At 64.9% G+C, this 26,471-nt stretch carries 22 protein-coding genes and 1 pseudogene; 10 read left to right on the forward strand and 13 right to left on the reverse strand.

The features are described from left to right. Positions 1–285: 285 nt before the first annotated feature. Together ACSFC7_RS00240 and ACSFC7_RS00245 are read left to right on the forward strand one after the other, a co-directional pair. A complete protein-coding gene (locus tag ACSFC7_RS00240; protein WP_436345679.1) occupies positions 286–756 on the forward strand; it encodes a hypothetical protein in 471 nt (156 codons plus the stop codon). A 238-nt stretch (positions 757–994) separates the two neighbouring features. Next, positions 995–1,756, forward strand: coding sequence for a LamB/YcsF family protein (locus ACSFC7_RS00245; protein ID WP_436348037.1), 762 nt, complete (start codon positions 995–997; stop codon positions 1,754–1,756). Between the two features lie 30 nt (positions 1,757–1,786). Here the strand turns inward: ACSFC7_RS00245 and ACSFC7_RS00250 are convergent, their stop codons facing one another. From ACSFC7_RS00250 to ACSFC7_RS00265, 4 genes are all read right to left on the reverse strand, one after another. Beyond that, the gene (locus ACSFC7_RS00250) at positions 1,787–3,139 is read right to left on the reverse strand and encodes an acetyl-CoA carboxylase biotin carboxylase subunit (RefSeq protein ID WP_436345680.1); all 1,353 of its coding nucleotides are present in this window, start codon (positions 3,137–3,139) and stop codon (positions 1,787–1,789) included. A gap of 16 nt (positions 3,140–3,155) precedes the next feature. Continuing rightward, positions 3,156–4,121 carry a biotin-dependent carboxyltransferase family protein gene (locus ACSFC7_RS00255; RefSeq protein ID WP_436345682.1) on the reverse strand — a complete coding sequence of 322 codons (966 nt, stop codon included), beginning with the start codon at positions 4,119–4,121 and terminating at the stop codon, positions 3,156–3,158. Beyond that, positions 4,121–5,023 carry a 5-oxoprolinase subunit B family protein gene (locus ACSFC7_RS00260; protein WP_436345684.1) on the reverse strand — a complete coding sequence of 301 codons (903 nt, stop codon included), beginning with the start codon at positions 5,021–5,023 and terminating at the stop codon, positions 4,121–4,123. The genes ACSFC7_RS00255 and ACSFC7_RS00260 overlap by 1 nt, the downstream gene beginning before the upstream one ends. A gap of 396 nt (positions 5,024–5,419) precedes the next feature. Beyond that, on the reverse strand, positions 5,420–6,478 hold the full coding sequence (locus ACSFC7_RS00265) for a class I SAM-dependent methyltransferase (protein WP_436345685.1): 1,059 nt from the start codon (positions 6,476–6,478) through the stop codon (positions 5,420–5,422). 419 nt (positions 6,479–6,897) lie between these two features. On the opposite strand from ACSFC7_RS00265, the gene ACSFC7_RS00270 reads away from it, so the two are divergent. Next, positions 6,898–7,695, forward strand: a complete 798-nt coding sequence (locus ACSFC7_RS00270; protein ID WP_436345686.1) for a helix-turn-helix transcriptional regulator — start codon at positions 6,898–6,900, stop codon at positions 7,693–7,695. Positions 7,696–8,020: 325 nt separating this feature from the next. Here ACSFC7_RS00270 and ACSFC7_RS00275 read toward each other — a convergent pair. Then, positions 8,021–8,128: pseudogene (locus ACSFC7_RS00275) on the reverse strand (IS5/IS1182 family transposase); the annotation flags it as partial. 190 nt (positions 8,129–8,318) lie between these two features. On the opposite strand from ACSFC7_RS00275, the gene ACSFC7_RS00280 reads away from it, so the two are divergent. Together ACSFC7_RS00280 and ACSFC7_RS00285 are read left to right on the forward strand one after the other, a co-directional pair. After that, a complete protein-coding gene (locus tag ACSFC7_RS00280; RefSeq protein WP_436345688.1) occupies positions 8,319–8,564 on the forward strand; it encodes an acetyl-CoA carboxylase in 246 nt (81 codons plus the stop codon). 80 nt (positions 8,565–8,644) lie between these two features. Further along, complete coding sequence (locus ACSFC7_RS00285) at positions 8,645–8,947, forward strand: hypothetical protein (RefSeq protein WP_436345690.1); 303 nt, start codon at positions 8,645–8,647, stop codon at positions 8,945–8,947. A gap of 51 nt (positions 8,948–8,998) precedes the next feature. On the opposite strand, the gene ACSFC7_RS00290 is transcribed toward ACSFC7_RS00285, so the two are convergent. The 4 genes from ACSFC7_RS00290 to ACSFC7_RS00305 all read right to left on the reverse strand — a co-directional run bounded on the left by ACSFC7_RS00290 (position 8,999) and on the right by ACSFC7_RS00305 (position 15,725). Then, on the reverse strand, positions 8,999–9,871 hold the full coding sequence (locus ACSFC7_RS00290; protein WP_436345692.1) for an FAD binding domain-containing protein: 873 nt from the start codon (positions 9,869–9,871) through the stop codon (positions 8,999–9,001). After that, positions 9,871–12,291, reverse strand: a complete 2,421-nt coding sequence (locus ACSFC7_RS00295; protein ID WP_436345694.1) for a xanthine dehydrogenase family protein molybdopterin-binding subunit — start codon at positions 12,289–12,291, stop codon at positions 9,871–9,873. Before ACSFC7_RS00295 ends, ACSFC7_RS00290 begins: the two co-directional genes overlap by 1 nt. Further along, positions 12,288–12,767 (reverse strand): (2Fe-2S)-binding protein, encoded by a 480-nt coding sequence (locus ACSFC7_RS00300; protein WP_436345696.1) that lies wholly within the window; start codon positions 12,765–12,767, stop codon positions 12,288–12,290. The genes ACSFC7_RS00295 and ACSFC7_RS00300 overlap by 4 nt, the downstream gene beginning before the upstream one ends. A gap of 297 nt (positions 12,768–13,064) precedes the next feature. Beyond that, on the reverse strand, positions 13,065–15,725 hold the full coding sequence (locus tag ACSFC7_RS00305) for an efflux RND transporter permease subunit (RefSeq protein WP_436345697.1): 2,661 nt from the start codon (positions 15,723–15,725) through the stop codon (positions 13,065–13,067). A 143-nt stretch (positions 15,726–15,868) separates the two neighbouring features. Here ACSFC7_RS00305 and ACSFC7_RS00310 point away from each other — a divergent pair, with 143 nt between their 5' ends. Beyond that, positions 15,869–16,501, forward strand: coding sequence for a hypothetical protein (locus tag ACSFC7_RS00310; RefSeq protein WP_436345699.1), 633 nt, complete (start codon positions 15,869–15,871; stop codon positions 16,499–16,501). Here the strand turns inward: ACSFC7_RS00310 and ACSFC7_RS00315 are convergent. After that, positions 16,482–17,300, reverse strand: a complete 819-nt coding sequence (locus ACSFC7_RS00315; protein WP_436345700.1) for a sensor domain-containing protein — start codon at positions 17,298–17,300, stop codon at positions 16,482–16,484. The two genes, ACSFC7_RS00310 and ACSFC7_RS00315, sit on opposite strands and share 20 nt — an antisense overlap. A 108-nt stretch (positions 17,301–17,408) precedes the next feature. Continuing rightward, entirely contained in the window at positions 17,409–18,242 is an 834-nt protein-coding gene (locus ACSFC7_RS00320; RefSeq protein ID WP_436345702.1) for a DUF4097 family beta strand repeat-containing protein, read from the reverse strand. 274 nt (positions 18,243–18,516) lie between these two features. On the opposite strand from ACSFC7_RS00320, the gene ACSFC7_RS00325 reads away from it, so the two are divergent. Continuing rightward, on the forward strand, positions 18,517–21,453 hold the full coding sequence (locus ACSFC7_RS00325) for a valine--tRNA ligase (protein WP_436345704.1): 2,937 nt from the start codon (positions 18,517–18,519) through the stop codon (positions 21,451–21,453). 289 nt (positions 21,454–21,742) lie between these two features. Further along, the gene (locus tag ACSFC7_RS00330; protein ID WP_436345706.1) at positions 21,743–22,114 is read left to right on the forward strand and encodes a DUF7344 domain-containing protein; all 372 of its coding nucleotides are present in this window, start codon (positions 21,743–21,745) and stop codon (positions 22,112–22,114) included. Between the two features lie 16 nt (positions 22,115–22,130). Here ACSFC7_RS00330 and ACSFC7_RS00335 read toward each other — a convergent pair whose 3' ends face one another. Both ACSFC7_RS00335 and ACSFC7_RS00340 read right to left on the reverse strand, forming a co-directional pair. Next, positions 22,131–22,817: a DUF1405 domain-containing protein gene (locus ACSFC7_RS00335; protein ID WP_436345708.1), complete on the reverse strand. Its 687-nt coding sequence runs from the start codon at positions 22,815–22,817 to the stop codon at positions 22,131–22,133. A gap of 121 nt (positions 22,818–22,938) precedes the next feature. Continuing rightward, entirely contained in the window at positions 22,939–24,489 is a 1,551-nt protein-coding gene (locus ACSFC7_RS00340; protein WP_436345710.1) for an outer membrane protein assembly factor BamB family protein, read from the reverse strand. Positions 24,490–24,609: 120 nt separating this feature from the next. Between ACSFC7_RS00340 and ACSFC7_RS00345 the strand changes: the two genes are divergently transcribed. Both ACSFC7_RS00345 and pdxS read left to right on the forward strand, forming a co-directional pair. Continuing rightward, positions 24,610–25,383: an acetoacetate decarboxylase family protein gene (locus ACSFC7_RS00345; protein ID WP_436345712.1), complete on the forward strand. Its 774-nt coding sequence runs from the start codon at positions 24,610–24,612 to the stop codon at positions 25,381–25,383. Between the two features lie 98 nt (positions 25,384–25,481). Continuing rightward, the gene (pdxS, locus tag ACSFC7_RS00350; RefSeq protein ID WP_436345714.1) at positions 25,482–26,393 is read left to right on the forward strand and encodes a pyridoxal 5'-phosphate synthase lyase subunit PdxS; all 912 of its coding nucleotides are present in this window, start codon (positions 25,482–25,484) and stop codon (positions 26,391–26,393) included. The last annotated feature ends 78 nt before the right edge of the window (positions 26,394–26,471 follow it).

The following is a 26,471-nucleotide window of genomic DNA, read 5'->3' on the forward strand; positions in this document are numbered from 1 at the left end:
GTTGACTGTCCGGATAATCGTCGGTCGTGGTATCGTAGCCACTGGAAGTCAGTGCACACTCGATCGCACGATGGCTGTTCGGTCGATGTGTGAACAGTTCCAGTTGGTAGGCTCTGTTGAAACCCTCAGTAATGGTAAGAGTAGCCTGCTGAATACAGAGAATGCGTTCAGCACGACCGCTTGGTTTGTTTCACGCGAAATCTATTGAACCAGGCGAATAGGAGAGGTTTGAGGTGACCACCGTCTGCAAAAAGGCCATTAGTGACAACCATAACTATTATTATGATGAACAATTTCGACCGCTTCTGGCCGCATGTTATCGGGGAGAGTCGGAGAGGAGGTCTTCTCCTGCTGGCAGTGATCGCTCTCTTGCTGCTCTTCTCTGGTGGATTTGTCGTAGAAGTGCTGGATGTTGGCTTTTCTCTTGGCTGGATCGGAGTGGCGGTCGGAATCGCTATTGCAGCAGGAGTAGTGAGGGCGGGTCTCGTACCGGCTATTGGTGCGCTGTGGCTTTTCGCCCTCTGGTGGTACGCTTTTCCCCCGCTCGTAGGCTATCTCACCGGTGACTGGGGAACAGCCTCTCGGTATTCGTACCCTCGGGTGTTGGGGTACGCGTATAGTTCTGCATATGCGGAATTAATCGGTGGGATCGAACGCGGCGTTAAATCTGGCTTCCTGTTTGCAATCTTCGTTGGAACGGTTGGGTACATCATTGGAACCATCGTTTGGTATTCAAGACGATCAAAAGCCAATTGACAATTCACTCGCCTGTACTGAACGATCACTACCTTCGCAAATAGAGCCAGATATCGTGCAACAGTCGCGCTGTGTATTCACCACGCCTGGTAAAAGATATTAAACGGGATTCAACAGAGCCAGTTGTTACTATATGTCCGTATTTGGCTCGAGCTTTTGGTGCAATATATTCTTGACAACCCACGGCCACGATACCTCAAGTATGAGGACGACGAACGAACAGTATCGCTTCCAAACGATGACCGCAATCGATATCAACTGCGACATGGGCGAGAGTTTCGGTAACTGGACGATGGGGCGCGACGCCGAGGTGATGCCCTACATCACCTCCGCGAACATCGCCGGCGGCTACCACGCGGGCGACCCGCACGTCATGCGCGAGACCGTCGAACTCGCCGCGGAACACGACGTCGGGATCGGCATCCATCCCGGCCTCCCGGACAAGATGGGGTTCGGCCGGCGGACGATGGACGCGACGCCCGAGGAGGTGCGCGACTACGTCGTCTACCAGCTAGGCGCGCTGATGGCCTTCGCAAACCGCCACGGGGCGACGGTCCAGCACGTCAAACCCCACGGCGCGATGTACTCGATGCTCTCCGAGAGCGAGACGCACTGTCGGGCCGTCATGGAGGGCATCCTCGAGGTCGATCCCGAACTCGTCTACCTGGCGACCGACATGAACATCTACGAGGTCGCCGAGGAGTACGACGAGCTAGACGCCGTTTTCGAGGGCTACGTCGACCTCGACTACAACCCCGACCGCACGCTGATCGTCGAGAAATCGGTCGGGCCGAAAGATCCGGATCTGGTCGCGGATCGCGTCGTCTCCATCGCGACGCGCGGCGAAGTCGAGGCCGTCGACGGCACGACGATCGATGTCCCCGCGTCGTCGATCTGTATCCACGGCGACGGGCCGAACTCGGTCGAGTTGCTCGAGACGATCCACGACCGCCTCGGTGCCGAAGGAATCGATCTGGCTCGCCTCGACGAACTGGTGTGAGCGACGGAGATCGGGCGACGTCCCGGTGGATCAGGCCACGTCCAGCCCCTCGAACTGCTCGTCGAGATACTTCGTCGTGTGCTCGCTCTCGACGAACACCTCGTCCTCGAGGACCGCGAGGTGGAACGGGATCGTCATCGAGATCCCCTCGATCTCCGTCTCCTCGAGGACCCGTTTACTTCGCTCGAGGACTTCCGTTCGATCCTGTGCGGTGACGATGACCTTCCCGACGAGCGAGTCGTAGAACGGACTGATCCGGTCGCCCTCGTTGACGCCGTCGTCGACGCGGACGCCCATCCCAGTGGGTGGTCGATATGTCTCGAGCGTTCCGGGCGTCGGGTCGAACTCCTCGTACGGGTTCTCCGCGTTGATTCGGAACTCCATCGCGACGCCTCGGGGCTCGACCGCGGACTGCTCGAACGACAGTTCCTCCCCCGCGGCGACGCGGAACTGTTCTTTGACGATATCGATCCCCGTCACCGCCTCGGTGATCGTGTGTTCGACCTGGATTCGGGCGTTCACCTCGAGGAAGTAGAACTCGCCGTCCTCGTAGAGGAACTCGACGGTGCCGGCGCTGCTGTAGCCGGCCTCGGCGACGCCCGAACGGGCGGCTTCACAGAGCTCTTCCCGCGTCTCCTCGTCGAGCACGGGGGAGGGCGTCTCCTCGATGAGTTTCTGCTGGCGGCGCTGCACCGAACAGTCGCGCTCGTAGAGATGGCGGACGTTCCCGTGACTGTCGCCGATAACCTGGACTTCGATGTGTCGCGGGTTCTCGAGGAAGCGTTCGACGTAGACGGCGTCGTTGTCGAAGTAGGCTTCACCCTCGCGTTTGGCATTTTTGAAGGCTTCGTTGGCCTCCTCGGGACCGCTGACGACTTTCAGCCCGCGACCGCCGCCGCCGCCGTCCGCCTTGATCGCGACCGGGTAGCCGTGTTCGTCGCCGAAGGCTTTCACCTCCTCCGGGTCGTCGACCGGTTCGTCGGTCCCGGGAACGATCGGGACGCCGGCCTCGTCCATGATGGCTCGCGCCTTCGTCTTCTCGCCGAAGTCGGCCATCGCATCGGACGGCGGCCCGACCCAGACGAACTCGGAGTCTTCGACGCGGCGGGCGAACGACTCGTTCTCCGCGAGGAAGCCGTAGCCCGGATGGATCGCGTCGGCGCCGGTCTCGGTCGCCGCGTCCAGGAGCGACTCCTGATCGAGATAGCTCTTGCCGGCGACGGAGGAGCCGACGTGATACGCCTCGTCGGCGCGGCGGACGTGTTTGGCCGTCTCGTCGGCGTCGCTGTAGACGGCCACGGTGTCGATCCCGAGTTCGGTCGCTGCCTGTACCACGCGGACCGCGATTTCGCCTCGATTCGCAACGAGTACTTTGTCGATCATGTATGGTGAATTCGCGCTACAGCGACTCCTGAACGGTCTCGAGGTGTTCGTCTCGCTCGCGACGGATCTCGAGCGCCTCCTCGACGTCGACGGCGTTGAAATCGACGGTGCTGTGCGTTCGACACTGGGCGAGCGCGTCGCGCTCGGGGCTCACGACGGTCCCGACGGTCACGTAGCCGCCGCCGGTCACGGCGTCTCGCATCAGAATGATCGGCTGCCCGGCCATCTGGATGGAGCCGACGGGGTAGCCGAGGTCCACGACGTTGGTGACGTCCGTTCCGGCACCGAAGGGCTGCTCGCGCTCCTCGAACATGTCGGTGATGTCGGGTCCTTCGAACCGGTAGCCGACCCGATCGGCCTCGTCGGAAACCTTCCAGTCGGCGTCGAGGAACCGCTGTCGCCCCTCGTCGGTGAGGCGATAGTCGCAGAGTCCCATCACCACGTTGATCTCGGTCGTCGAGTAATCCGGTCGGTCCGCCTCGTCGATCGAACTGCCGAGCATATCGTCGGCGTCGTCCGACGGCTCGCCGATCGGCAGTTCGTCGCCCGCCTCGAGCGACCGGCCCTCGTGGCCGCCGATACCGATCAGGGTGTACGTCGATCGACTGCCCATCACCGGTTCGATATCGATGCCGCCGGCGACGGCGAGGTACGACCGTGCGCCTTCCGTCGCGAACTCGAAACTGAGCGTGTCGCCGGCCTCGGCCCGGACGGCCGTCCACGTCGGGATCGGTTCGTCCTCGAGCGACGGCTCCATGTCCGCACCCGTGACGGCGAAGACGGCGTCCTCCTCGAACTCGACGTTCGCACCCATGTAGGTCATCTCGAGGGTCGCGTCGGATTCGTCGTTGCCGACGAGCCAGTTGCCGACCTTGTGGGCGAACTGGTCCATGGCGCCGGAGGGCGGCATGCCGATGTGATAGTGCCCGTGACGGCCGGTGTCCTGGACGGTCGTGACGAGTCCGCCGTCGAGAATACGCATTAGTCGAGCACCTCCAGGAGCTGGTCGTTGTAGCCGTGTGGATCCTCGAAGAACGCCTGGGGCTCGAACTGGACCCGGTCGTAGTTGTACTCGTAGCTGCCGTCTTCGACCTCCTCGCGGATCGCGTCGTACTCCTCGCGGTCGATCTGGCGGAAGTTGAGGATGTCCCCCGGGTTCGGGAGCACCATCGACTCCTCGAACGCCGACAGCTCCTGGTCGACGTCGAGTACCTCGACGGGCGTTCGACCGTACAGCTGGTAGCCGCCGGCACCGGGGACGGGATAGATGGCGGTGAACGCGCCGCCGAAGCCGATCGCCCGACTCGGCGTCGCCGTCCGCGGCTGTTCGTACTTCGGCACCTCGATCTGTTCGTCCCGGGGAACCATCTGGAAACAGAAGGGCAGTCCGGGGACGAAGCCGATCATGGTCACCATGTGCGGGGCGCCGGAGTGGTGGTCGACGAACGCCTCGACGGAGTCGAAGTCGTTGAGCTCAGCGGAGTACTCGAGGTCCGTCGAATCCGGATCCTGGTGGCGGTCCCGAAAGTCCATCAGCGTGTCGTGGGTCCACGGATCGCCGTAGAAGACGGGAATGTCGAACACCCGCGCCTCCCACTGGTACTCCGAGACGTCGATCTCGTCCTCGAGCGATCGCAACTCGTCGATCAGTTCGTCCGGATGCAACGTGCTCGGATCGAACTGGATCAGATAGGAGGCGTTCGACGGTGCGACCTCGACGAGTCCCTCGAGGCTGTTCCGCCGAATCTCCTGTGTGATCGCCTGCGCTTTGAAGTTCGCATCGAAACTCATTGCTTCGGCGAGTTCGACGAACACCCAATCGTCCCCGCCGTACTCGTATCGTGGAGACGGAAGCTCCTGTCTCGTTATCGTTTGATCACTCATCTCACTGCGTGGGACAACGGTTACCACTGTATAGATACCGGCTGGAGTGGGATGACACACGTAATCCACGGGCTCTGTTGAAATCCTAGTGGGGAGATACGATACCGAGTGAAACAGCCGTTAAGGAGGGATGCGTAGTGAACTCGGGGAGCCGTCGTCTCTCATCGAGTCGGTCGTCGGTACTGGCCGCTCGAAATATAGTAGCCACTGAAAGTCAATGCACACCTGATCGTACGACGGCTGTGCGATCAGTGTGTAAATCGTTTCAGTTGTTACTATAGAGCGGGCAGAGAGCGATACTTGCGCTCGCACGAGTCCGGCAGCCGTCGGACGCTTCGTGGCGAACGGATACTCCGTCTCGCCCGCGCCGGTACCCGTTCGTCTGCTCGTGGTGGTCTACGGTTTGGCTTCGAACACGAGATTCAGGGGCGTCTCGGCCGCCCGGCGCAAGCGGCTGAATCCGCCGTCCGTGACGGCGTCCCGGATACCCGACTCGCCGGCCTGTGCGCCCAGCACGCGCTCTCCCTCCTGATCGAGTGCACACGGCGTGCAGATCAGCGTCGAGATCGAGTAGGCCGCCCGGCCCATCGGATTGAGGTTGTCCTCCACGCGGTCGTTGGCGAACAGTTCGACGATCATCCACGTGCCGTCGTCGGCGAGCGTGTCGCGGACGTGCGCCGCCGCGCCCACCGGATCGCCCATGTCGTGGAAGGCGTCGAACGTGGTGACGAAGTCGTACGCAGCGCCGTCGTACGACTTCGCCGTCGCTACCTCGAAGTCCACGCGGTCGGCGACGCCAGCTTCCTTGGCCCGCCGCCGGGCCGTGGCTATCGACGGCTCGTGGGGGTCGATGCCGACGAACGTCGACTCGGGGTACGCCTCGGCCATCAAGACGGTCGAGGCGCCGTAACCACACCCCACGTCGGCGACGCGCCCGCCCGCTCGAAGCGTCTCGTCGACGCCCTCGAGCGCGGGGATCCAGTCGTCGACGAGGTTCGCCGCGTACTGCGGCCGCCAGGAGTACGCGATGGCGTGGAAGAGGTCGTCGTCGTGCTCGTGCCAGCCCACGCCCTCGCCCGTGCGGAACGCCTCGGCGAGCTGGGGTTCGATCCTGGCCGCCGACAGTGCGACCCCGAAGTTGCCCGCCATGAACGCCGGACTGTTCTCGTCGGCCAGCAGCGCGGCCTGCTCGGGAGTGAGGCTGTAGCGGTCGGTCTCCGGGTCGTAGGTGACGTAGCCGCCGGCGGCCTGTGCGCGCAGCCACTCGCGGACGTACCGTTCCGCGGTGTCGGTTTCCCCGGCCAGTCCGGCCGACGTGAGCGGGCCCGCGTCGGCGAGGGTCTCGTACAGGCCGAGTTCGTCGCCGATAACGACCAGCGGTGCGTGGGCGGTCGCTCCGAAGTCGTTCAGGGCCGTCTGTACGTGTTGGTTCAGTCGTTCTTCGTCGAGTGCCATGATTGGGTGTCGGTGATGGTGTCGGATTGTTGCGTTCTGCTGATCTGTGCCGTCTGTACGGGCGACGGTTCTCCGCTCGTTCGCTCGGGTGCTGGTCGCGATCGTTCGACCACGCCGTTCTCACATCCCCCCACTCGACGCGTCTCGACGACTCCCTCCACGCGGGATGCTGTATCAACCGTCGACTCGTGCTATCGTGATGTTTCGGGGAGTACATCGTTCGCGGCGTCTTCGCTGGTCACGGTGTGAACGATGTGCGCTCCGGAGGTCGCCCGCGATACGAGAGCCGTCAGCGGTTGCTCAAATCAGTCCGTTCGATCTCGAGCCGATCAGCCAACCGTCAGCGGACCGATGGCCGCGGTCTCACAACAACCATTTCCTCCCTCAGGATCGTACTGTGGTACGAGAGACCAATAGGCATGACTACAGCACTCGACGACATCGCGTTTCTCGCGAACTCCGAGAACCGCGTGGCGGTCTTGCGGACGCTCGCGGAGGCGCCGGCGAGTCACGACGAGATTCGCGATCGGATCGGTGCGTCGCGGGTCACGACCGCGCGCATTCTCCGGGAGTTCGAAGACCGCGAGTGGATCACGCGCTCGGGACAGGAGTGTACGATCACACCGGCTGGTGAATGGGTGTGTGACGAGTTTACGCGCTTGCTGGACGAGATAGCGGCCGAACGGCGCCTGCGTAAACCCCTGCAGTGGCTGCCGTCCGACCTGTTGACGTTCGACGTCCGGCGCCTGCGCGACGCCGAAGTCGTCGTTCTCGAGGAGAGCGACGCGACTGCCATCATCCGACGGATACTCGAGTACCGTCGGTCTAGCGACCGAATTCGGGGTGTTACACGCATGGTTGCCCCGGTGTTCATCGAAAACGATTGGGAATCGACCGTCCACGGGGACACGCGCCTCGAACAGGTGATCACACCCGGCGTCCTCGACACCATCCGAAACCATTCGACCGCCGCGAAGCAGTTACGCGAAATGCTCGATGAAACGGACGTGCACGTTTCCGTCTATGCGGACATCCCGATTTCAGTGGGCATTTACGACGCCGCGGTGGGAATCGACCTCACGGACGAGGAGGGAGTCGTCAAAGCGGGCCTGGTAACCGAAGACGAGACCGTCCGCGAGTGGGCAGTCGATCTCTTCGAACGCTGCCGTGACGAAGCGAGACCAGTGGATCCTGACGAGATCACGGCGGACCACTAAGTTGGCGCGAATCGTGTTCACCCCGAGAGAACCAACGGCAGCGAGACGGGGCTGTACCGTCGTCGGTCACGAAGTCGAATTCGACGTCCAATCCCCCAGCGGAACCCACGGGAGCAGTTCTCGCAGATCGCTGGCGGCCGTCACGCGGTCGTGGAGGTCGATGAACCCGCTCGCAACGTCTTCTCCGAGCGGAGTCAGCGCGTCTCGGTTTCGTCCCTCGCTACCCAGCCGCGGCTCTCGAGATCACCGAGAGGGCGACTGATCGCGGCTGAAGAGGCCTCGGTCACACGTTATGGGGAACCACCGTTACCAATCTCCGCTGTCTCTACCGAGTAGCGTGACTGGTAGAGGTGTGAGTAAGACCGGTACGGGTGAGTTCTCGGAACTGTTTCCACCAGCGCCGTGACTGGACAAACGAGCCGTACTCGCGTTTGAACTCGAGGCTACAGCTGGTCAAACGACTGGCCGAACCTGTAACTCTCGAAGGATTTCGACGGAGCCGATCCGAGCGAATCCGTTCGCGTAAACTCCCGGATAGGGGCGAGTTTACGCCGATATGTGGGGAGAGCGCTCAGTCAAAGCCTATATGCTCGGAGGCCGTACTCGAGGGTAAGATTTCAGAGATGACGACAGAACACATCGAATCACCGATGCCCGGCGTCTTCTACACGCGACCGGACCCGGACGAAGCGACGTTCGTCGACGAAGGCGACGAGGTCGCCGAGGGAGACGTCGTCGGGTTGGTCGGCGTCATGAAGAACTTTCACGACATTACGGCTCCGGCGGACGGAACGATCACCGAAATCCGCGCGGAGAACGAACAGGAGGTCGACGCCGGCGACGAACTCCTGGTTCTCGAAACCAACTAACGGTCAGTTCGATCTCGCTCGGTCACCGGCTTGTCGTAGCTTCACGCTAGTTTTATAGACTGTGTGGCTTATCTAGAAGAGTGAGTAGCCGAATCAAACGGTACGTATTCCGCAAGCCGGACGGGAGGTATCAGGCGCTGCTGTTCTTCGCCTTCTCGCTCGTTTTCTCCGGTCTGTACGTCTCCTTTGGACTCCCGCTACGCGGCGGGTCCGTGAGTACACTCGTCGTCGCGGTTGCATTCGGCCTTGTCAGATTCGCGGAATCCCTCCCGACGGATCGCCGACTGCTTTCCGGTGTTTTGCGGGTACTCGCCCTCTGTCTCCTCGTCACACTCGTAACCCTCACGGTACTCGCTCCGGAGATGATACTGGGCGAGCGATAGCACCGAAGCAGCTCTTTCCCTTCGTTCTCGAGCGAAAGCGACGACGGTCGTTTACTGACCGACGTCCAGTACCTCGTACAGCGCACGCTCCGCGTCGATCGTTAGCAGGTGCTCGCGGTACTCGGCGCTGGCTTGCACGTCCGAGACGAACGCGTCGGCGTCCAGCGCGGTGCCTGCCTCGGCCGCCGCCGCGGTGATCGTCTCCTCGCTCACCGCACTCCCCTCGAGTTCGTCCTCGACGGCCGGCAGTCTCGAGGGCGTCGTCGTCGCACCGGTGACGGCGACTCGAGCCTCCTCGATCGTTTCGTCGTCGGTCCGGAGCCAGACGCCGACGCCGACCATCGCGTAGCCCGAGAGCGGATCTCGGCGTTTGTGGTAGCCGCTCGCGGCGTCGTCGTCGGTCGGAATCCGGACGGCGGTGACGATCTCGTCGTCGTCGACCGCCGTCTCGAACGGCCCCTCGAAGAGGTCGGTCGCGCCGATCGTTCGCTCGCCGCCCGGACCGCGGACCTCGAGCGAGCCGTCGAGCGCGAGCAGGGCTGCCGGCGGATCCGACCGTGCATCGCCGTGAGCGAGATTGCCGCCGATCGTGCCGCCGTTTCGCACCTGCGGATCGCCCAATTCGGACGCGGCGTCGGCGAGCGCGGTCGCGTGCTCGCGGACGGTCTCGGAGTCGGCGATCTGGCTGTGGGTAGCGAGCGCCCCGACCGAGACGCCGTTCCCGTCGTCCGCGGTTTCGATCCCGTCGAGCCCGCTCAACTGTCCGATATCGACGAGGGCCGGGGGCGACTCGTCTCCCGTCTTCATCCGCGGCAACAGCCCGTGAGCCCCGGCGACCAGTTCGGCACCGTCGTGGTCGCCGAGCAGTTCGAGCGCGGTATCCACGCTGTCGGCGCGGTAGTAGTCGAAGTCGTTCGTGTACATCAGCGATCACCCTCCGCGGCCCGCCAGACCGACTCCGGCGTGATCGGCATGTCGAGGTGATCGACGCCGAACGGCTCGAGCGCGTCGACGACGGCCGACACCACGGTCGGCGTCGCCGCGATGGTTGCCGACTCGCCGACGCCTTTCACCCCGATGGGGTTATGGGGACTCGGCGTCACCGTGTTGTCCGTCTCGAACTCCGGCAACTGCGTCGCGTGCGGGACGACGTACTCGTCCATTCTGCGTGTCTGGAGGTGGCCGTCGTCGTCGTAGGCCGCGCCCTCGTAGAGCGCGGCCCCGATTCCCTGTGCGATTCCGCCGTGGACCTGCCCCTCGACGATCATCGGATTGATGATCTCGCCGCAGTCGTCCACCGCGACGTAGCGTTCGATCTCGATCTCGCCCGTCTCGGGGTCGACCTCGACGACCGCGACGTGGGTGCCGAAGGGGTAGGTGAAGTTCTCCGGGTCGTAGAAGCTCGTCTCCTCGAGGCCCGGATCCATCCCCTCGGGCAGATCGTGGCCGAGGTAGGCCTCGTGTGCGATCGCCTGGATGTGCAGCGAGCGATCCGGCGCGCCGGCGACGTGGAACTCGCCCTCGTCAAACTCGATGTCGTCGACGCTGGTCTCGAGTTGGTGGGCCGCGATTCGGCGAGCCTTCTCCCGGACCTCGCGGGCACCGCGAGCGATGGAACCGCCGCCGACCGAGGCGCTGCGGCTGCCGTAGGTGCCCATCCCCTGAGGAATCCGATCGGTATCCCCTTCGACGACCGTGACGTCGTTGACGGAGACGCCGAGTTCCTCGGCCGCGACCTGGGCGTAGGTCGTTCGGTGGCCCTGTCCCTGGTCGGCCGTCCCCGCCAGAACGGTCACCGATCCCGTCGAGTCGAAGCGGACGATCGAACTCTCCCAGCCGCCGGCCTGTGCGCCGAGGTCGCCCGCGAGACCCGAGGGCGAGAGCCCGGCCGATTCGACGAAGTTGCCGATCCCGATGCCGAGGTATCGGCCCTCGTCACGAAGTTCGCGCTGCCGTTCGCGCAGTTCCTCGTAGTCGACGTGCTCGAGCGCCAGATCCATCGCGCGCTCGTACTCGCCGCTGTCGTAGACCAGCGCCGCCGCCGATTCGTAGGGGAACTCGTCGGGCGGGACGAGATTTCGCCGTCGCAGTTCGGCCGGATCCATCTCGAGTTCCCGCGCGCCGACGTCGACGAGCCGTTCGATCACGTAGATTCCCTCGGCCCGACCCGCGCCGCGGTAGGCGTCGACGGGCGTCGTGTTCGTGAACGCGCCCACGACGCGGCAGTGGATCGCGGGAATCGTGTACTGGCCCGAGAGAACGGTAGCGTACAAATACGACGGCGTCGCGGTGCCGAACTGCGAGAGCTGTGCGCCGAGTCCGGCGTGCGTCTCGACGCGAACCCCGCGGATCGTCCCGTCGTCGTCGAGGGCGATCTCGCCGGTCGTCACGTGATCGCGGCCGTGGCAGTCGGTCAGGTAGCTCTCCGAGCGCGTCGCCTGCCACTTCACCGGTCGACCGAGTTGCATCGAACACCAGGCCGTCACGGCCTCGTCCGGGTAGTGGTAGATCTTGCTGCCGAAGCCGCCGCCGACCTCGGGCGCGATCACCTGAATCTTGTTCTCCGGCAGTCCGAGCGTCCCCGCCGAGAGCAGCATTCGGTGGAGGTGGGGATTTTGGCTCGTCATCCAGAGGCGCAGCTTCCCGGTCGCGTCCTCCCAGTCGGCGAGGGCCGCTCGCGGCTCCATCGCGTTCGGAATGATGCGCGGCTGTCGGAGGTCGACGCTCGCGACCCGGTCGGCGTCAGCGAACGCCTCATCGGTTGCGTCCGCGTCCCCGAGTTCGAAGTCGAAGGCGACGTTGTCCGCCGCTTCGTCGTGTACCGGCGGCACATCGCGCTCGACGGCGTCGACCGGATCGGTGACGTGCTCGAGCGGTTCGTACTCCACCGAAACGTGCTCGAGGGCGTCGTGGGCCGCGTGTGGGGTCTCCGCGACGACGGCGGCGAGGGCGGTTCCCTCGTGGCGGACCTTGTCCGTGGCGAGCATCCGATACTGCGGTTGGACGAGACCGGGAAGGTCCCACGCGGTCGGAATCGTGTTCGGAACGCCGCTTTCGACGACGTCCTCGCCGGTGAACACCGCGAGTACGCCGTCCATCGCCTCCGCGTCGCCGGTGTCGACGCTCTCGATGCGCGCGTGAGCGTGGTCGGAGCGTCGAATCGCCAGATGCGTCGTTCCGCGCAGGGAGATGTCGTCGGTGTACTCCCCGGAGCCCGTCAGAAGCGGCACGTCCTCGCCGCGCTCGATCGCGGCACCGAAGGCCCCACTGCTGCCGTCAGTGCTAGAATCCTCGTCCGCTTCAGTCCCGTCGGCCGTTCCCGTCGCTCCATCCGTGTCGCTCATTGCTGCTCACCCAACTGGTCGGCGGTGGCCTCGATCGCGTCCACGATGTTCTGATAGCCGGTACACCGACACAGGTTCCCCTCGATGGCCGCTCGAATCTCCTCGCGCGACGGATCCTCGTTCTCCTGCAGGAACGTATCGGCGGTCACGAGCATCCCCGGCGTGCAGTAGCCACACTGCAGTCCGTGGTGTTCCTGAAACTGCTCTTGCAGCGCCGACAGGTCGCCGTCGTCAGCGAGTCCCTCGACCGTCTCGATCTCCGCGCCGTCGGCCTGGACGGCAAACCGCGTACAGGACTTGATCGTCTCGCCGTCCACCCTGACGGTACAGGCGCCGCATCGTCCCGTCTCACAGCCGACGTTCGCCCCGGTGTAGCCGAGTTCCTCTCGAAGTGCCGAGACGAGCAGCGTCCGTGGCTCGACCGTCAGATCGTGGTGTGTGCCGTTGACTGTTACAGAAATGTTGTGTTCTGACATTATTACTCCCGGAGCGTCCGAACGGCCCCGTACTGAGTATTGTTTCCAACCCTCGTGTTAGAAACTCACATGCTATGCACACCGTATCGAGGTAAATAGGTTTGTGACCGAAATCACCGCTTCTGACCGTCAGCGACCCGAACATATCACTTTCCCGTCCCGTATTGCCGCGCGAGTAGCGCCACTCGAGCGCGCGGTCGACGGTGCGGACGACACCCGAACGGTCGGTCACCGTCGACGGGCCGCCACTAAAGTGGCCGAGCCGTCAACTGGAGCGGAGACGATCCGCCGATCCCGTTAGCCCGCTCGAGCGAGCAACCGCTCCCGGAGCACGAGCAGACACGGCAGGACGGTGAGACAGGCGACGAACGCGAAGATGATGCTCATCCCCGTCACCAGCCCGAACCGCTGGAGCGGCGGGGACAGCGCCAGCGCGAGCACGCCGAACCCGGCCGCCGTCGTGGCCGCGCTGCCGAGTAGCGCGCCGCCGGTGCCGGTGATGGTCGCCGCGAGGGCCTCCTCGAGCGATTCCCGGTCTTCCTTCTCCGCGATGAACCGTTCACCGACGTGAATGCTGTAGTCGACCCCGAGACCGATCGCGAGGCTCGTGATGACGGCCGTCTCGCTGTTGAACGGCAGGTCGAGCAGCGCCATCGCGCCCAGCAGCCACGCGAGGGCCGCGACGACGGGGGCGAGCGTGACCGCGCCCAGCGAGGGCGCCCGGTGGCGAACCCAGTAGAGGACCGTCAGGAACGCGAGGATGACGACCAGCGTGATCGCGAACGCCTGCACGAGCGTCTCGAGCAGCGCGTCCTGGACGACGGCCGTCGTCACGGGACCGCCGGTCGCGACCGCGGTGACGGGACCACCACCCTCGATCGCGGCCGCGACGTCTCGAGTGTCGTCGGCGACGGTCTGCGCCGAGGCGTCCCCCTGGACGCTGACGAGCAGCCGCGCCGACTCGTACGTCTCGCCGTCGTCACTCCGGTAGAGGACCTCGGACGCGCGGTCTGCGTCGGCGTCGAACAGCACGTCGTAGAAGCCGGCGACGTCCTCGTCGGGCAGGCCGTCGCCGTTCGCGTCGCGCTCCTCGAGCGCGGCGGCGACGCGCTCGTTCTCGCCGGCGAGTTCACGGACGACCGCAGGCGGTCCGTCTATCGCCGCCTCGCCGCCCGGTCGGACGATGATGGTACTGTCTCCGTCGATCCCGCTGCTCGCGCCGTCCATCGCCGCGAGCGCGTCGGGATCGGTCACGTCCCCGCGTATCAGGATCTGCGTCCGACTGCCCTCGCCGCGCTCGGCGAAGTTCTCGCCGAGGTAAGCGGCGTCGTCGCTGATCGTGTAGGTATCGGGCGCGAACGGACCGGGGAGGGACTTCGCCCACTCGGGAGCGTCCTCGGGAAGGAAATCGGCCTGATTGAACTCCGTATCGATGCCGGTCGCCCCGTAGGCACCACCGACGGCGAGGAGCACGGCGACGAAAACGACCGCGACCGGTGCGCGGCGAGCCAGCGCGACGAATCGGGAGAGGACGCGATTGACGACGCTGGTTCCCGTCCCGAACGGCGGTTTCGCTCGATTACGGCCGAACCGGTTCTCGAGGACGTCGTCGACTTCGACCTTGAGCGCCGGCACGAGGACGGCGAAGGCGACGAACGTCGCGAGAATGCCGCCGGCGCTCAAGATTGCGAAGTCCCGAATCGCCGGGAGCGGACTGACCACGTTCGAGAGGAAGCCGACCCCCGTCGAGACCGTCGCGGCCCCGAGCGCGAGGACGACGCCCGACAGGCCGAGCGTCATTCCGGCACGCGTTCCGACGACGCCGCCGTCCGGCTCTCGCCGGGATTTCGCTTCGGTCCCCCTCCCGCCGTCGCTCGCCGTCTGCGTGCCCGTCTCCTCGAGTTCGCCCGCCCTCGCCTCCCGGTAGCGCATGACGACGTGGAGCGCGTAGTCGATGCTCAGCCCGATCAGGAGGAAGGGAACGGCGATGAGCAACTGGCTCGAGGGGATCTCGAGCCAGCCCTGGATGCCCGCGAGCCAGGCCATCACGACGGCGATGCCGAACACGCCGACGAGCACGTCGACGACGTCCCGGTACGTGATCGCGAGGACGCCGAGGACGAGCACGAGCGCGACGGGTGTGATGATCGCGAAGCTGTCGCCGACGGCGTTCGACGAGGCCTCGTCCGTGACCCCCTGTCCGAAGAGGAACGCGTCGTCGAAGCCCTCGTCGACGCGGTCGGCGATCTCGACCTGCGCGTCGTAGGCGTCCCGTGGCTCCTCGTCCGGCCCGCTGTCGTCGACCTGGAAGAGGAACGTGATGTGGGACTCGGCGTCCGTGTCCCCCGGTTCGTAGCTGGTGGGGAGGAACTCGTAGGGGTCCGCGTCCCCGCCGCCCTGCCCGGTCCCTCCGTCGCCCGCCTGCTGCCCGCCGGCGTCGCTGTCGGGATCGAGCACGTCGGCGAGGAGCTCCTCGACCTCCTCGTCCGAGCGCGACTCGAGCGCCTCGATCCCCTCCTCGAGCGTCGGCTCGCTCGTGTCAGGCGGGCCGTTTGCCTCCTCGGCCCGGTCCTCGAAGACCGCACCGGTCGCGACGATATTCTCGAGCCCGACGAACCCCTGGTCGTCAAGCGTCGCGTTTAGCTCCTCGTCCTCGCGCACCTCCTGCTGGAGGGAGAGTCCCTCGAGCAGGGAGTCGCGGGTGAGCACGTCGCCGCCTTCGTCACGGACGACGAGTTGCGCGACGACCCCCTCGTCGGTGCCGTAGGTCGCGTCGATCTCCTCGAGCGCCTCGGTTTCCTCGGAATCGGTCTCGAACTGACCGATTTCACCGTCTTCGCTCTCACCGATCACTGCGCCGACGGCGACGACGGCGGTGAGCAGCAAGACCAGCACGACGACGAGTCGGCCGTGCGAGACGATGAGATCCGCGTACCGGCGACCGATTCCGCCGCTCATCGGCTCTCGGTCCCTCCACGCCACGGGATTCGGTGACGGCGTGGAGCAACGGTCCGCGGAGTCGCGTTCATCGCCGGCTACTCGAACCGGGAGAGCCGTAGGGGTTCGGATCGAAACCGGTGTCGTATAATCCGATACCGATTATGAACACGGATACCGACCGCGAACGCGGCGTGCTCAGCCCCGCCGACCGAGCCTATCTGCTGGGCGAACGGGAGATGAGTCACGACCAGTCGAAACGAAACGCCGAGGCGCGCATCCGACGCCGGATTCGCGCGGCCGCGCTCGATTTCGTTCTCCTCCTCCACACGCTCCCCGAGAAGGATCGAAAACAAATCTTCGAGCGAACGACGACCGACGAGCGGTTTCTCGACGGGCTCCGGGCGACGTTCGCGTTCGTCTACCTCGGCACCGAGCGGTACGGCGTCGGCTTCGAGGAGATCCTCGAGCCGGCCGTCAGGAGCTCCGAGGAGTACCTCGCGGCGGCCGACCGGGACGAGACCGTCTCGGTCGAGGTGACGTTCGACGTCGAGACCACGGTGGAGTCGTCGCTCGAGGGGATCACCGCGCGACTGGACGCCGGCGACCCGGTGACGCCGCGGGAACTGTTTTCGATCGTCATGCGGGGGAGCGACGACGCCACCCGGCACGAGCGGATTTTCGTGGTCGGCGGCGACGACGACGGCGGGCCCTCGCTCGAACGATTGGCGGCGTATCTCGACGGCGACCTCGAGCGCGTCTCGGACGGGGTCGCGGTCATTCGCCTCGGCGAGTAGGGCCGTTCTCGGCTTCCGTCGGGGACCCGAGCCGCCGAACGACGACCGCGAGGGGGTCGTAGCCGTCCTCGAGCATCGCTCTCGCGAACCGACCCCAGAGCCGAGCGAGCACGTTGAGGGCGTGGAATATGGTGAACAACAGTACGACGCCGAGTCCGGCGACGGCGAGCGCTTGCGGGAGCGTCGTCACGTTCCAGTAGCCGACGGTGAACACGGCCTCGACGCTCACGAGCAGGTAGTCCCAGCCGAGGTGGAGCGTCTGGTGCACTTCGGGGGCGCGATCCGACATCACGCCGACGTACAGCCCCGGTTGGTCGTAGTAGAACGGAACCGTGAGCATGGCTATCGCGGTCGAAAATCCGGTGACGACGAGAACGAACGAGACGACGCCCAGCACGATCTTTATCGGGAGATACAGCAGTGACGTCCACGTCTCACGACGGGTCAGGAGCGAGCGGGTCTGCTCCCAGTGGTCGTCTCCGTCGGGGCTCGTCCGCGGTTCGATATCGACGGCCAACAGCGCGGCCGTCAGCCAGCGCTCGAAGCCGGCGAGAGCGAGCGAGACGAGGAATACGGCCGCGAGCAGCGGAATCCCGACGAGGACGACCGAGAGCCCGATGCCGAGGGAGAATCCCGTCACGACGAAGACGAAGTAGGCGATACCGAGCGGAAAGGCGAGCAACAGGTAGGCCAGATTCAGGTACGTCCGGCGCCGGAACGGCACCGCGACGAACCGTCTGAGCCCCGACGTGAGTCGGCCGAGACGACCGTCGGCGAGCGGGGTCGCGGTACGTGCCATTTCGATCTGGACTGCTCCCCGCGGAAGAATAAACGTTCGGCCCCGTGACGAGACGGAAGCGAGTCACTGTCCGAACAGATGAACGATCGGACGGACGATCGGTCCCGGTCAGGATAGCGACGTGACGTCGACTTCTCCCGTCGTCGTCTCGAGTCGCAGCGTCGGTCCACCGTCACCCAGCGTCCCGGTCACGAGGTCGTCCTCGCGCGTCTCGTCGGTCAACTCGAGGCCGTCGACGTCGACCCGCCCCGTGCTGGTGCTGACGCGGAGGTCGGCGTCGAGGTCCGGGTCGACGGCGGCGGAGACGCTCCCCGTCGTCGTACTGATCGTGGTGTCGCCGTCGATCGCCGGGACGTCGGTCTCGACGCTGCCGGTCGTCGTGTGGACGTCCTCGAGCCCCTCCACGTCGCGGATCTCGATGCTGCCGGTGCTCGCTCGCGCACCGACCGTCCCGTCGAGGTTCGAGACCTCGATCTCCCCCGTACTCGCTTCGACCGTCAGATCACCCGTCACGTTCGTCACCCTGACGCGGCCGACGCTCGCCTCGATTCGGTCGACCGCGAGCGCCTCGGGAACGTCGACGTCGAGGTTCATCGTGGGCTGACTCTCGAACCAGCCGACGCTGCCCGTCCACTCCGATCGGATCTCGAGGGTGTCGTCGTCGGTTCCGGTTCGGAGTTCGAGCTCCTCGAGGTCGGTTCGGATCGAACTCGCCTGTTTCTCGACGTCGAGTGCGACGTCGTCGCGGTCGGCACCGACGACCGAAATTTCGCCCACGTTCCCGTAGACGGCGAGTCGCTCCGCGTCCTCGACCGATATCGTTTCGTGCGCCTCGGTTCGGCGGCCGACCAGCGGCGTCATCCCGCTACAGCCCGCGATCGCCGTCAGCAGGCCTGCTCCCGTAGCCCCGAGCAGCGTTCGTCGCGACGGCTGCGCGCTCATAGTTCCACCGTGGACCCGTTCCCACGTTAACCCGACCGGTCGACTGTCGGCGCCCCAACTGGCCCCCCACGTTTTTATACTAGCGCTCGACGGGCGGTCCGGATCGACTCGAGGAGTCGCACTCACGACGAAACACCTAACATCGTTCCCGGCAGTACAGCCACGTATGTCCGACACCGTCGCGGGTACGGCCGATGCGGTCGGTGTCCCACGCCACACCGTTTTCGTAGGGGCACCGTAGCCCCGCAGCACCCACCCCGTTTCGACGGATGTATTGTCGGCGACCAGCATTCACCGAGCAACGACCGGTATCTCCAATGAACGAACACAGTTTCGACGACACGACGACGCACGGACGACGCCCGAGACGGGCGGTGAGAGCATGAGCACGGACGCGTCGGAGCGAGAAGCGGACGACGCCCGAGACGGCGAACCGAGCCTCGAGGGCGGCTACGATCCCGAAGCGGTCGAGTCGCGCTGGCAAAACCGCTGGATCGACGAGGACGTCTACGCGTACGAGGGCGATCCGGGCCAGGACCCGAACACGACCTACGCGATCGACACGCCGCCGCCGACGGTCTCGGGCAGCCTGCACATGGGCCACCTCTACGGCTCCACGCTACAGGACTTCGCGGCCCGCTTCCAGCGGATGCACGACGGCGACGTGCTCTTTCCCTTCGGCTACGACGACAACGGGATCGCCAGCGAGCGCCTGACCGAGTCCGAACTGGACATCCGGCATCAGGACTACGAACGACGCGAGTTCCAGGAACGCTGTCGGGAGGTCTGTGCGGAGTACGAGGCCGAGTTCACGGAGAAGATGCAGTCTCTCGGGACCTCGATCGACTGGAACAACACCTACAAGACGATCGAACCGCGCGTCCAGCGCATCTCGCAGCTCTCGTTCCTCGATCTCTACGAGAAGGAACGGGAGTACCGCAAGAAGGCGCCCGCGATCTGGTGTCCCGAGTGTGAGACGGCCATCTCGCAGGTCGAGACCGAAGACGATGAACGCCACTCGCACTTCAACGACATCGCGTTCGAACTCGTGGGTGAGGATAGCGAGGCGCAAGGCGCCTCGAACAGTCGAGCGGCGGAGCCGCGAGACGCACCCCGGGAGGAGTTCGTCATCTCGACGACCCGACCCGAACTGATCCCGGCCTGCGTCTCCGTCTTCGTCCACCCCGACGACGAGGAGAACCAGGATCTCGTCGGCGAGACCGCTCGAATCCCGCTCTTCGGCCACGAGGTGCCGATCATCGCGGACGAGCGCGTCGACATGGAGAAGGGCAGCGGCGTCGTCATGTGCTGTACGTTCGGCGACCAGAACGACATCGAGTGGTACCAGGCCCACGACCTCCCGCTGCGCGTCGCGATCGACGAGTCCGCGACGATGACCGACCTCGCCGGCCCCTACGAAGGCCTGTCCACCGAGGAGGCCCGCGAGGCCATCGTCGAGGATCTGGACGAGGAGGGCTACCTCCGAGACCGCCGGGAGATCACCCACGCCGTCGGCGTCCACGAACGCTGCGACACGCCCGTCGAGTTCCGCGTCTCCAAGCAGTGGTACGTCGAGATTCTGGATCACAAGGAGGAGTACCTCGAGGCCGGCCGGGAGATGGACTGGTACCCCGAGAAGATGTTCACTCGGTACCAGCACTGGATCGAGGGGCTCGAGTGGGACTGGCTCATCTCCCGCCAGCGCGACTCGGGGATCCCGTTCCCGGTCTGGTACTGCGAGGCGTGCGACCACGAGATCATGGCCGAGCGGGAGGACCTGCCCGTCGACCCCCTGAGCGACGAGCCGCCGGTCGATAGCTGTCCCCAGTGCGGGGCCGACGCCTTCGTCCCGGAGGACGACGTCTTCGACACCTGGGCGACCTCCTCGCTGACTCCCCTGATCAACGTGGGCTGGGACTGGGACGCGGAGAACGAGGAGTTCTCCATGGACAATCCCGAACTGTACCCCTTCGATCTGCGCCCGCAGGGCCACGACATCATCTCGTTCTGGCTGTTCCACACGATCGTCAAGTGCTACGAGCACACCGGCGAGGTGCCCTTCGACGCGACGATGATCAACGGGCACGTCCTGGACGAGAACCGCGAGAAGATGTCCAAATCGCGGGGCAACGTCGTCGAACCCGACGCGGTGCTCTCCGAGTACCCGGTCGACGCCGTCCGGTTCTGGGCCGCCAGCGCCGCCGTCGGCGACGACTTCCCGTACCAGGAGAAGGACCTGACCGCCGGCGAAAAGCTCCTGCGAAAGCTCTGGAACGCCTCGAAGCTCGTCGACGCGCTCGCACCGCGGGCCCCCGAGGAACCCGAAGACCTCGAGTCGATCGACCGCTGGCTGCTGGCGGAACTGGACGACGCCACCGCCGCGCTGACCGACCACCTCGAGAACTACGAGTTCGCGAAGGCCCGCGACCGGCTGCGGACGTTCTTCTGGAACACGTTCTGTGACGACTACCTCGAGATCGCCAAGACGCGCGAGGACAATCCGTCGACGCAGTACGCGCTGCGGACCGCGCATCGAACCTTCCTCGAGCTGTGGGCTCCCTTCCTGCCCCACGTGACGGAGGAGATCTGGCAGGCCGTCTACGCCGACAGCGAGGCGCGACGCGTTCGAGAATCGCAAAGCGATTCTCGCAGCCCATCAGAAGTGCAGAGCACTTCTGAGGACGCCTCGGAAGATCGAGCGGTGGAACCGCGAGATACTGGCGGATTGAACAGCATCCACACGCGCGACTGGCCCGAACCGGCCGGCTACGAGGCCGACCTCGAGGCCGGCGAGACGGCGATGGAGGTCATCTCAGCGCTGCGACGCTACAAGAGCGAGAACCAGTTGCCGCTGAATGCGGACCTCGAGTCGGTGTCGGTCTACGGCCCGATCGAGGGCTTCGAGGACGCGATTCAGAACGTGATGCACGTCCAGGAGCTGACCGTCCTCGAGGACGAACCCGAGGTGACGACCGAGGTCGCCTCGATCGACCTCGATTACTCGACGCTCGGACCGAAGTTCGGCTCGAAGGTCGGCGAGATCGACGCCGGCATCGACAGCGGCGAGTACGAGATCGACGACGATGCGGACGTGTTGCGAGTCGCCGGCGAGGAACTCGAGGACGACCTCTTCGAGGTCGAACTCGAGCGCACCTACTCGGGTGCCGGCGAGATGATCGAGACCGAGTCGGCGGTCGTCGTCCTCGAGTAACGCGGTTCTCGGTCGATTTTCGTTCCGATCACTCCCGTAATCCGAGACTGCTGCCGCTGTTTCCGCGTCGTGACTCGCACGTCGGACACTCCGTTTTTCGTGCAGGTCAGAAATTTAGATTATCGCGAGAAACGTAGCTATCACGGTATAGTACCCAAACATTCTGTAAATTAGTACGGTAGTAACAGAACGGTTATGACACGGCTCGGCCATTCGTCGAGTGTGCTCTGCTGAAGTTGCCGTTCGACGACGGGTCGTGAGCAGCCGTGTAAGCCGAGTACAGAGCACTATGAAGACAGATACCTCGAACGTCGAATCTTCGAACAGCACTGCATCCCTCTCCGCGAACGCAGTCTTCGAAATCCTCCTCGAAGAACACCGACGTGATGCGTTGTCGTACCTCTCTCAGAAAGTTGGGGCCGTGTCAGTCGACGAAATCGTCGAGGGGATCGCCCGCCGCGATGCCGAACTGACGCCGGAACGACTCGAGACGATCTCGACTCGATTCCACCACGCCCACCTGCCGAAACTGATCGACGCGGCCGTCGTTCGATACGATCCCGTGGCCGAAACGATCGAACGCCGGGCCGCAGCGAGCGTCCTCGATCCGTACCTCGAACTGGCGTCGCTCGAGGACGGACGACAGCCCCGATCGGCCTAGTGCCGCTTGGACGAGTTCAGGTCGCACGAACCGATCGATACTTTTTGGCGCAGGTCGCGAGCGCGAGAAACAGCGCGAGTAACGTGAACGTCACTTCACCGGCAGCGACGACCCCGAGTGCGTCGGCGCCGAGAAACATCGGTTCGGTCCGATCGACGGGAATCGAGGTGTGGTGGAGGTCCCCCGCGATCGGGATGAAGTAGTCGACGATCAGGTTGCTCGCGTACCAGACGAGTGCGACGGCGACCCCCCAGACGGGAAAGTCGGTGATCCGGTGGAGGACGAACGCCTGGACGACCATCGCGAGGTGACTCCAGAAGAGGAACTGGAACATCAGCGGGTGGAGGTAGCCGTACGCGTCGGCGAACGCGAGCAGCGTGTACGGCGTCCAGAGGCCGAGGATGATGTTCCCGAAAAACGCCAGCGACGTCAACCACGGCTGTTCGTAGCCGAGTTTCCACGCGGCGATCGCGAGCGCGACGAACAGCGTCGCCATCGGGCTGTCGGGCACCCACGGCCACATCACGGCCGGCGTCTCGGCGAACTGCCCGGAGTAGTACCAGAAGCCGAAGGCCGTCCCCGCGAGGTTGACAGCCACGACGAGCCAGGCGAACCGGAGACCGAGGTCTTCGATCGTCTTCGGTACGGGCGCGAGGTACGTCGGCAATGAATCTCGGTCGGGCAGCCGGGTCGTCGCGGACATCGTTTCAACTGCCGTGACGGTCGACACTCGCAAAACAGTAGCGGTTGGCGACTATCAGTTACGCACGGAAAGACGAGTAAGTCGCGTCAGCCTCGTCCGAGTTCGCTACACCGACCGTCCGTTACTCGGCCGGGTCGTCCGCGTCGGCCCGTCGGCGCAGCCACTCGAGGCCGAGGGCACCGCCGACGAGTCCCGCACCGGTGGTGAAGCCCGGAACGCCGTCGCCAGCATCATCGTCCTCGCCGTCGGCCGTCCCGTTTTCCGCCCCGTCCGCGTTACCGGTGTCCCCGCCGTCGCTGCCCTCAGCACCGTCATCGTCCTCGGGGGATCCGTCGTCGTCGCTCTCGTCACCGTCCGTGCCGTCGCTCTCGTTCGCGTCTCCGCCATCGGAGCCCTCGTTACCGTCGTCGGAATCCTCGTTCCCCTGCTGATCGTCCGCAGTTTCGTCCTCCCCGTCCGTACCCTCGTCGGTGTCCGTACGTTCGCGGAGCGCCACGAGTTCGCCGTCGTGATCGACGTAGATGGTCTCGTCGCTGATCGCACGAATGTGTCCGACCGGTGCGTCGTCTTTCGAGAGCGTCCACTTCTCGCTCCCGTCGCGTTTGTCGAGCGCGACGAGTTTCTGATCGTAATCCCGGTCTCCGTAATTGTGGGCGTCCACCCAAAAGTAGACGTAGACGGTCTCGCCGCTGATAACGGCCTGCCCGTAGGTGTACGTAACGTCGAGCTCCCAGTCGTACTCGTCGCCGTGGATCGAAGTACTGCCGTAGCCGTAATCGTGTGCTGAAAGCACGGATTCATTGCCGAGCGTCCCTACGGAATACGGCCCGACCAGACCCAACCCACTGCCGGTTTGTGCATCGTGGAAGGGGAGTTCCTCCCCCGGAAGCTCGGCGAGAACCGCCGTCTCAGTCGCGTAGATGGCATGTCCTCCTGTCCAGTGCCATGTCTGCCAGATGGTCTCTCCGGTCGCGGGATCGAACGCGAGAACGCCGTCCTCCGTTTCGGCGTAGACGACGCCGTTCATCGCGGCGGTTCCGGGGGTGAATTCGGACTCCCGTTCGTCACCATTTCTTGACTCGACGACAGCCGTGTCTTTCTGCCATCGGACCGATCCGTCGTCGGCCTCGAGGGCATACAGGATGCCGTCGACGACGACGAAGACGCCGTCGTACGCCACCGTGTGGCTACTCATCGTCTCCCCGGGGTCGAGGTCGCTCTCCCAGCGGACGCTACCGTCTTCTCGATCGAGCGCCACGATATCGCCGCCGTTGAGGTATACCATCTCGCCGGCTACCGCGGGGTCACCCGCGTCGACGTCGGCGTTCTCCCAGAGGCGCGTTCCGTCCGCCGCGTCGAGGGCGACGACACCGTCCGCGGTCGTCGTGTACACGGTGTCGTCGGCGACCGCGACGGAGCCGTCGTGGTCGACGGTCCAGGCGGCCTCGAGGTCGCCGTCGAACTCGTAGCCGTCTTCGATGAATCGCGCGTGACCGGCATCGCCGGCGAACGACGGCCAGTCTTCGTCTTCCATCTCCGGATTCGGAGAGACGTCCGGATCCGGCAGCTCTGTGGCGTCGTCACCGTCGGATCCTGCACCGATCGAAGCGAGTCCACCGGCCGAAAGCGCTACACCTGTCGCCAGTACCGAACGGCGATGCCATTCTTCCATGCCGCGATCTATACAGGATACTGTCGTTACTATCCGGTATCTAAGGTCGAATTGTAACGCTCGCAACCGTTTCAGTCGACACCCCCCGCACTTTAGCGCGTCGCGTACGTCGATCGTCGCATGCACCGCAAACCCGACGACCGAACTCGAGTCACCCTCTCGACCGGTCACGAGGTCGACCTCCCGCTCGAACTCGAGTTCGCGATGGGCGGCGTCACGGTCCCGGCCCGACGAGGACGCCTCGAAACGATCCTGCCGAATGGGCTCTCCTCGCTCGCGATCGCACCCGGAATCGGCTGCGTAACGCTCGTCGGCATCCAGTATCACCGCGTCGGCGGGAGCGGTGGCGGCGAGCCCGGATCCGATGATGTTGACACCGGCCTCGAGCCCTACGACGAGTTCGCCGTCATCGTTCCCGCCGTCCGTACTAGCCGAACGACGCTCCCGTTCGCCCAGTTGGTCGACGGGGAAGTCGGCGGCTACGTCCACTGGTTGCCCGTGACGACCGAGCCGTCGGTTGCACTCGGGCGCGAGATCTGGGGGTATCCGAAAGAACGGGCCGATATTACGGTTACCGACGGACCGCAGGGGCTCCGAACCGTGGTCAGCGGTGCTAACGGGGAGACGGTCCGGCTCGAGGTCCCGCGTCCACGCGCTCGAATCGGCGGCAGCGACCGGACGCTGTGGAGTTACACGACGATGAACGGCGATCTGATGCGGACGCGGGCCCGAATTCGCGGGGAGATCGCAGTTGGAACCGGTATCGGGACGGTCCTCGAGATCGATCCCGACCTGCAGGCGACGCTGGGCTGCTGGAACCGGCCGATCGCGTGCCTGTACGGCGCTCGCCTCCGAGCGTGGCTTCACGAAGGAGAGACGGTGTCTCCGTCATAGTCGGCGAACGAAACGCAGCGGCCGAGGGTAATATTGCCGCTGAAGCGAACTCGACCGGAACGGACACTCGTAAGTACGGTGGATTCTAACGGCGCATCATGACTGAAACCGAGACGGATCTCGAGGAGCTACGACGCGGGACCGACCTCGTCAAGCGAGGGTTCGCCCGAATGCAGAAAGGCGGCGTCATCATGGACGTCGTCAACAAGGAGCAGGCTCGCATCGCCGAAGACGCCGGTGCGGTCGCCGTCATGTCACTCGAGGCCGTCCCCGCAGACATCCGCAAGCGCGGCGGCGTCGCTCGGATGGCGGACCCCGCGGACGTCGAGGAAATCGTCAACGAGGTCTCGATTCCCGTGATGGGCAAGTCCCGTATCGGCCACACGAAGGAAGCCCAGATTCTCGAGGCCGTCGGCGTCGACATGATCGACGAAAGCGAGGTGCTGACGCCCGCCGACGACGCCTACCACATCGACAAGCGCGACTTCACCGCCCCGTTCGTCTGCGGGGCCCGCAACCTCGGTGAGGCCCTGCGGCGGATCGACGAGGGCGCAGCGATGATCCGCACCAAGGGTGAAGCGGGCACCGGCGACGTCAACCAGGCCGTCCACCACCAGCGCACGATCAAGGGCGCGATCCGCGAACTCGAGGGCATGAAACACGAGGAACGGGAGGCCTACGCCCGTGAGATCGAGGCTCCCGCGGAACTGGTCCACGAGACGGCCGAGATGGGTCGTCTTCCGGTCGTCAACTTCGCGGCAGGCGGCATCGCGACGCCCGCCGACGCCGCGCTCATGATGCACCACGAGTGCGACGGCATCTTCGTCGGCAGCGGCATCTTCGGCGCCGAGAATCCCCCCGAGATGGCCGAAGCGATCGTCGAGGCGACGAACAACTGGGACGACGCCGAGACGCTCGCCGAAATCTCGAAGCACCTCGGCAAGGGGATGAAAGGCGACGCGAACGCGGATCTCGCCGAGGAAGAGAAACTGCAGGATCGCGGCGTCTAACTGGCGACGAGAACCGCTTCGGTATTCCGGTGCTCTAGGACGGCAACCGCTCGGCAAGCACCTCCGTTTTCTCCGTAC

The sequence above is a fragment of the Natronorubrum halobium genome (assembly GCF_051351675.1).
Lineage (GTDB): Archaea > Halobacteriota > Halobacteria > Halobacteriales > Natrialbaceae > Natronorubrum.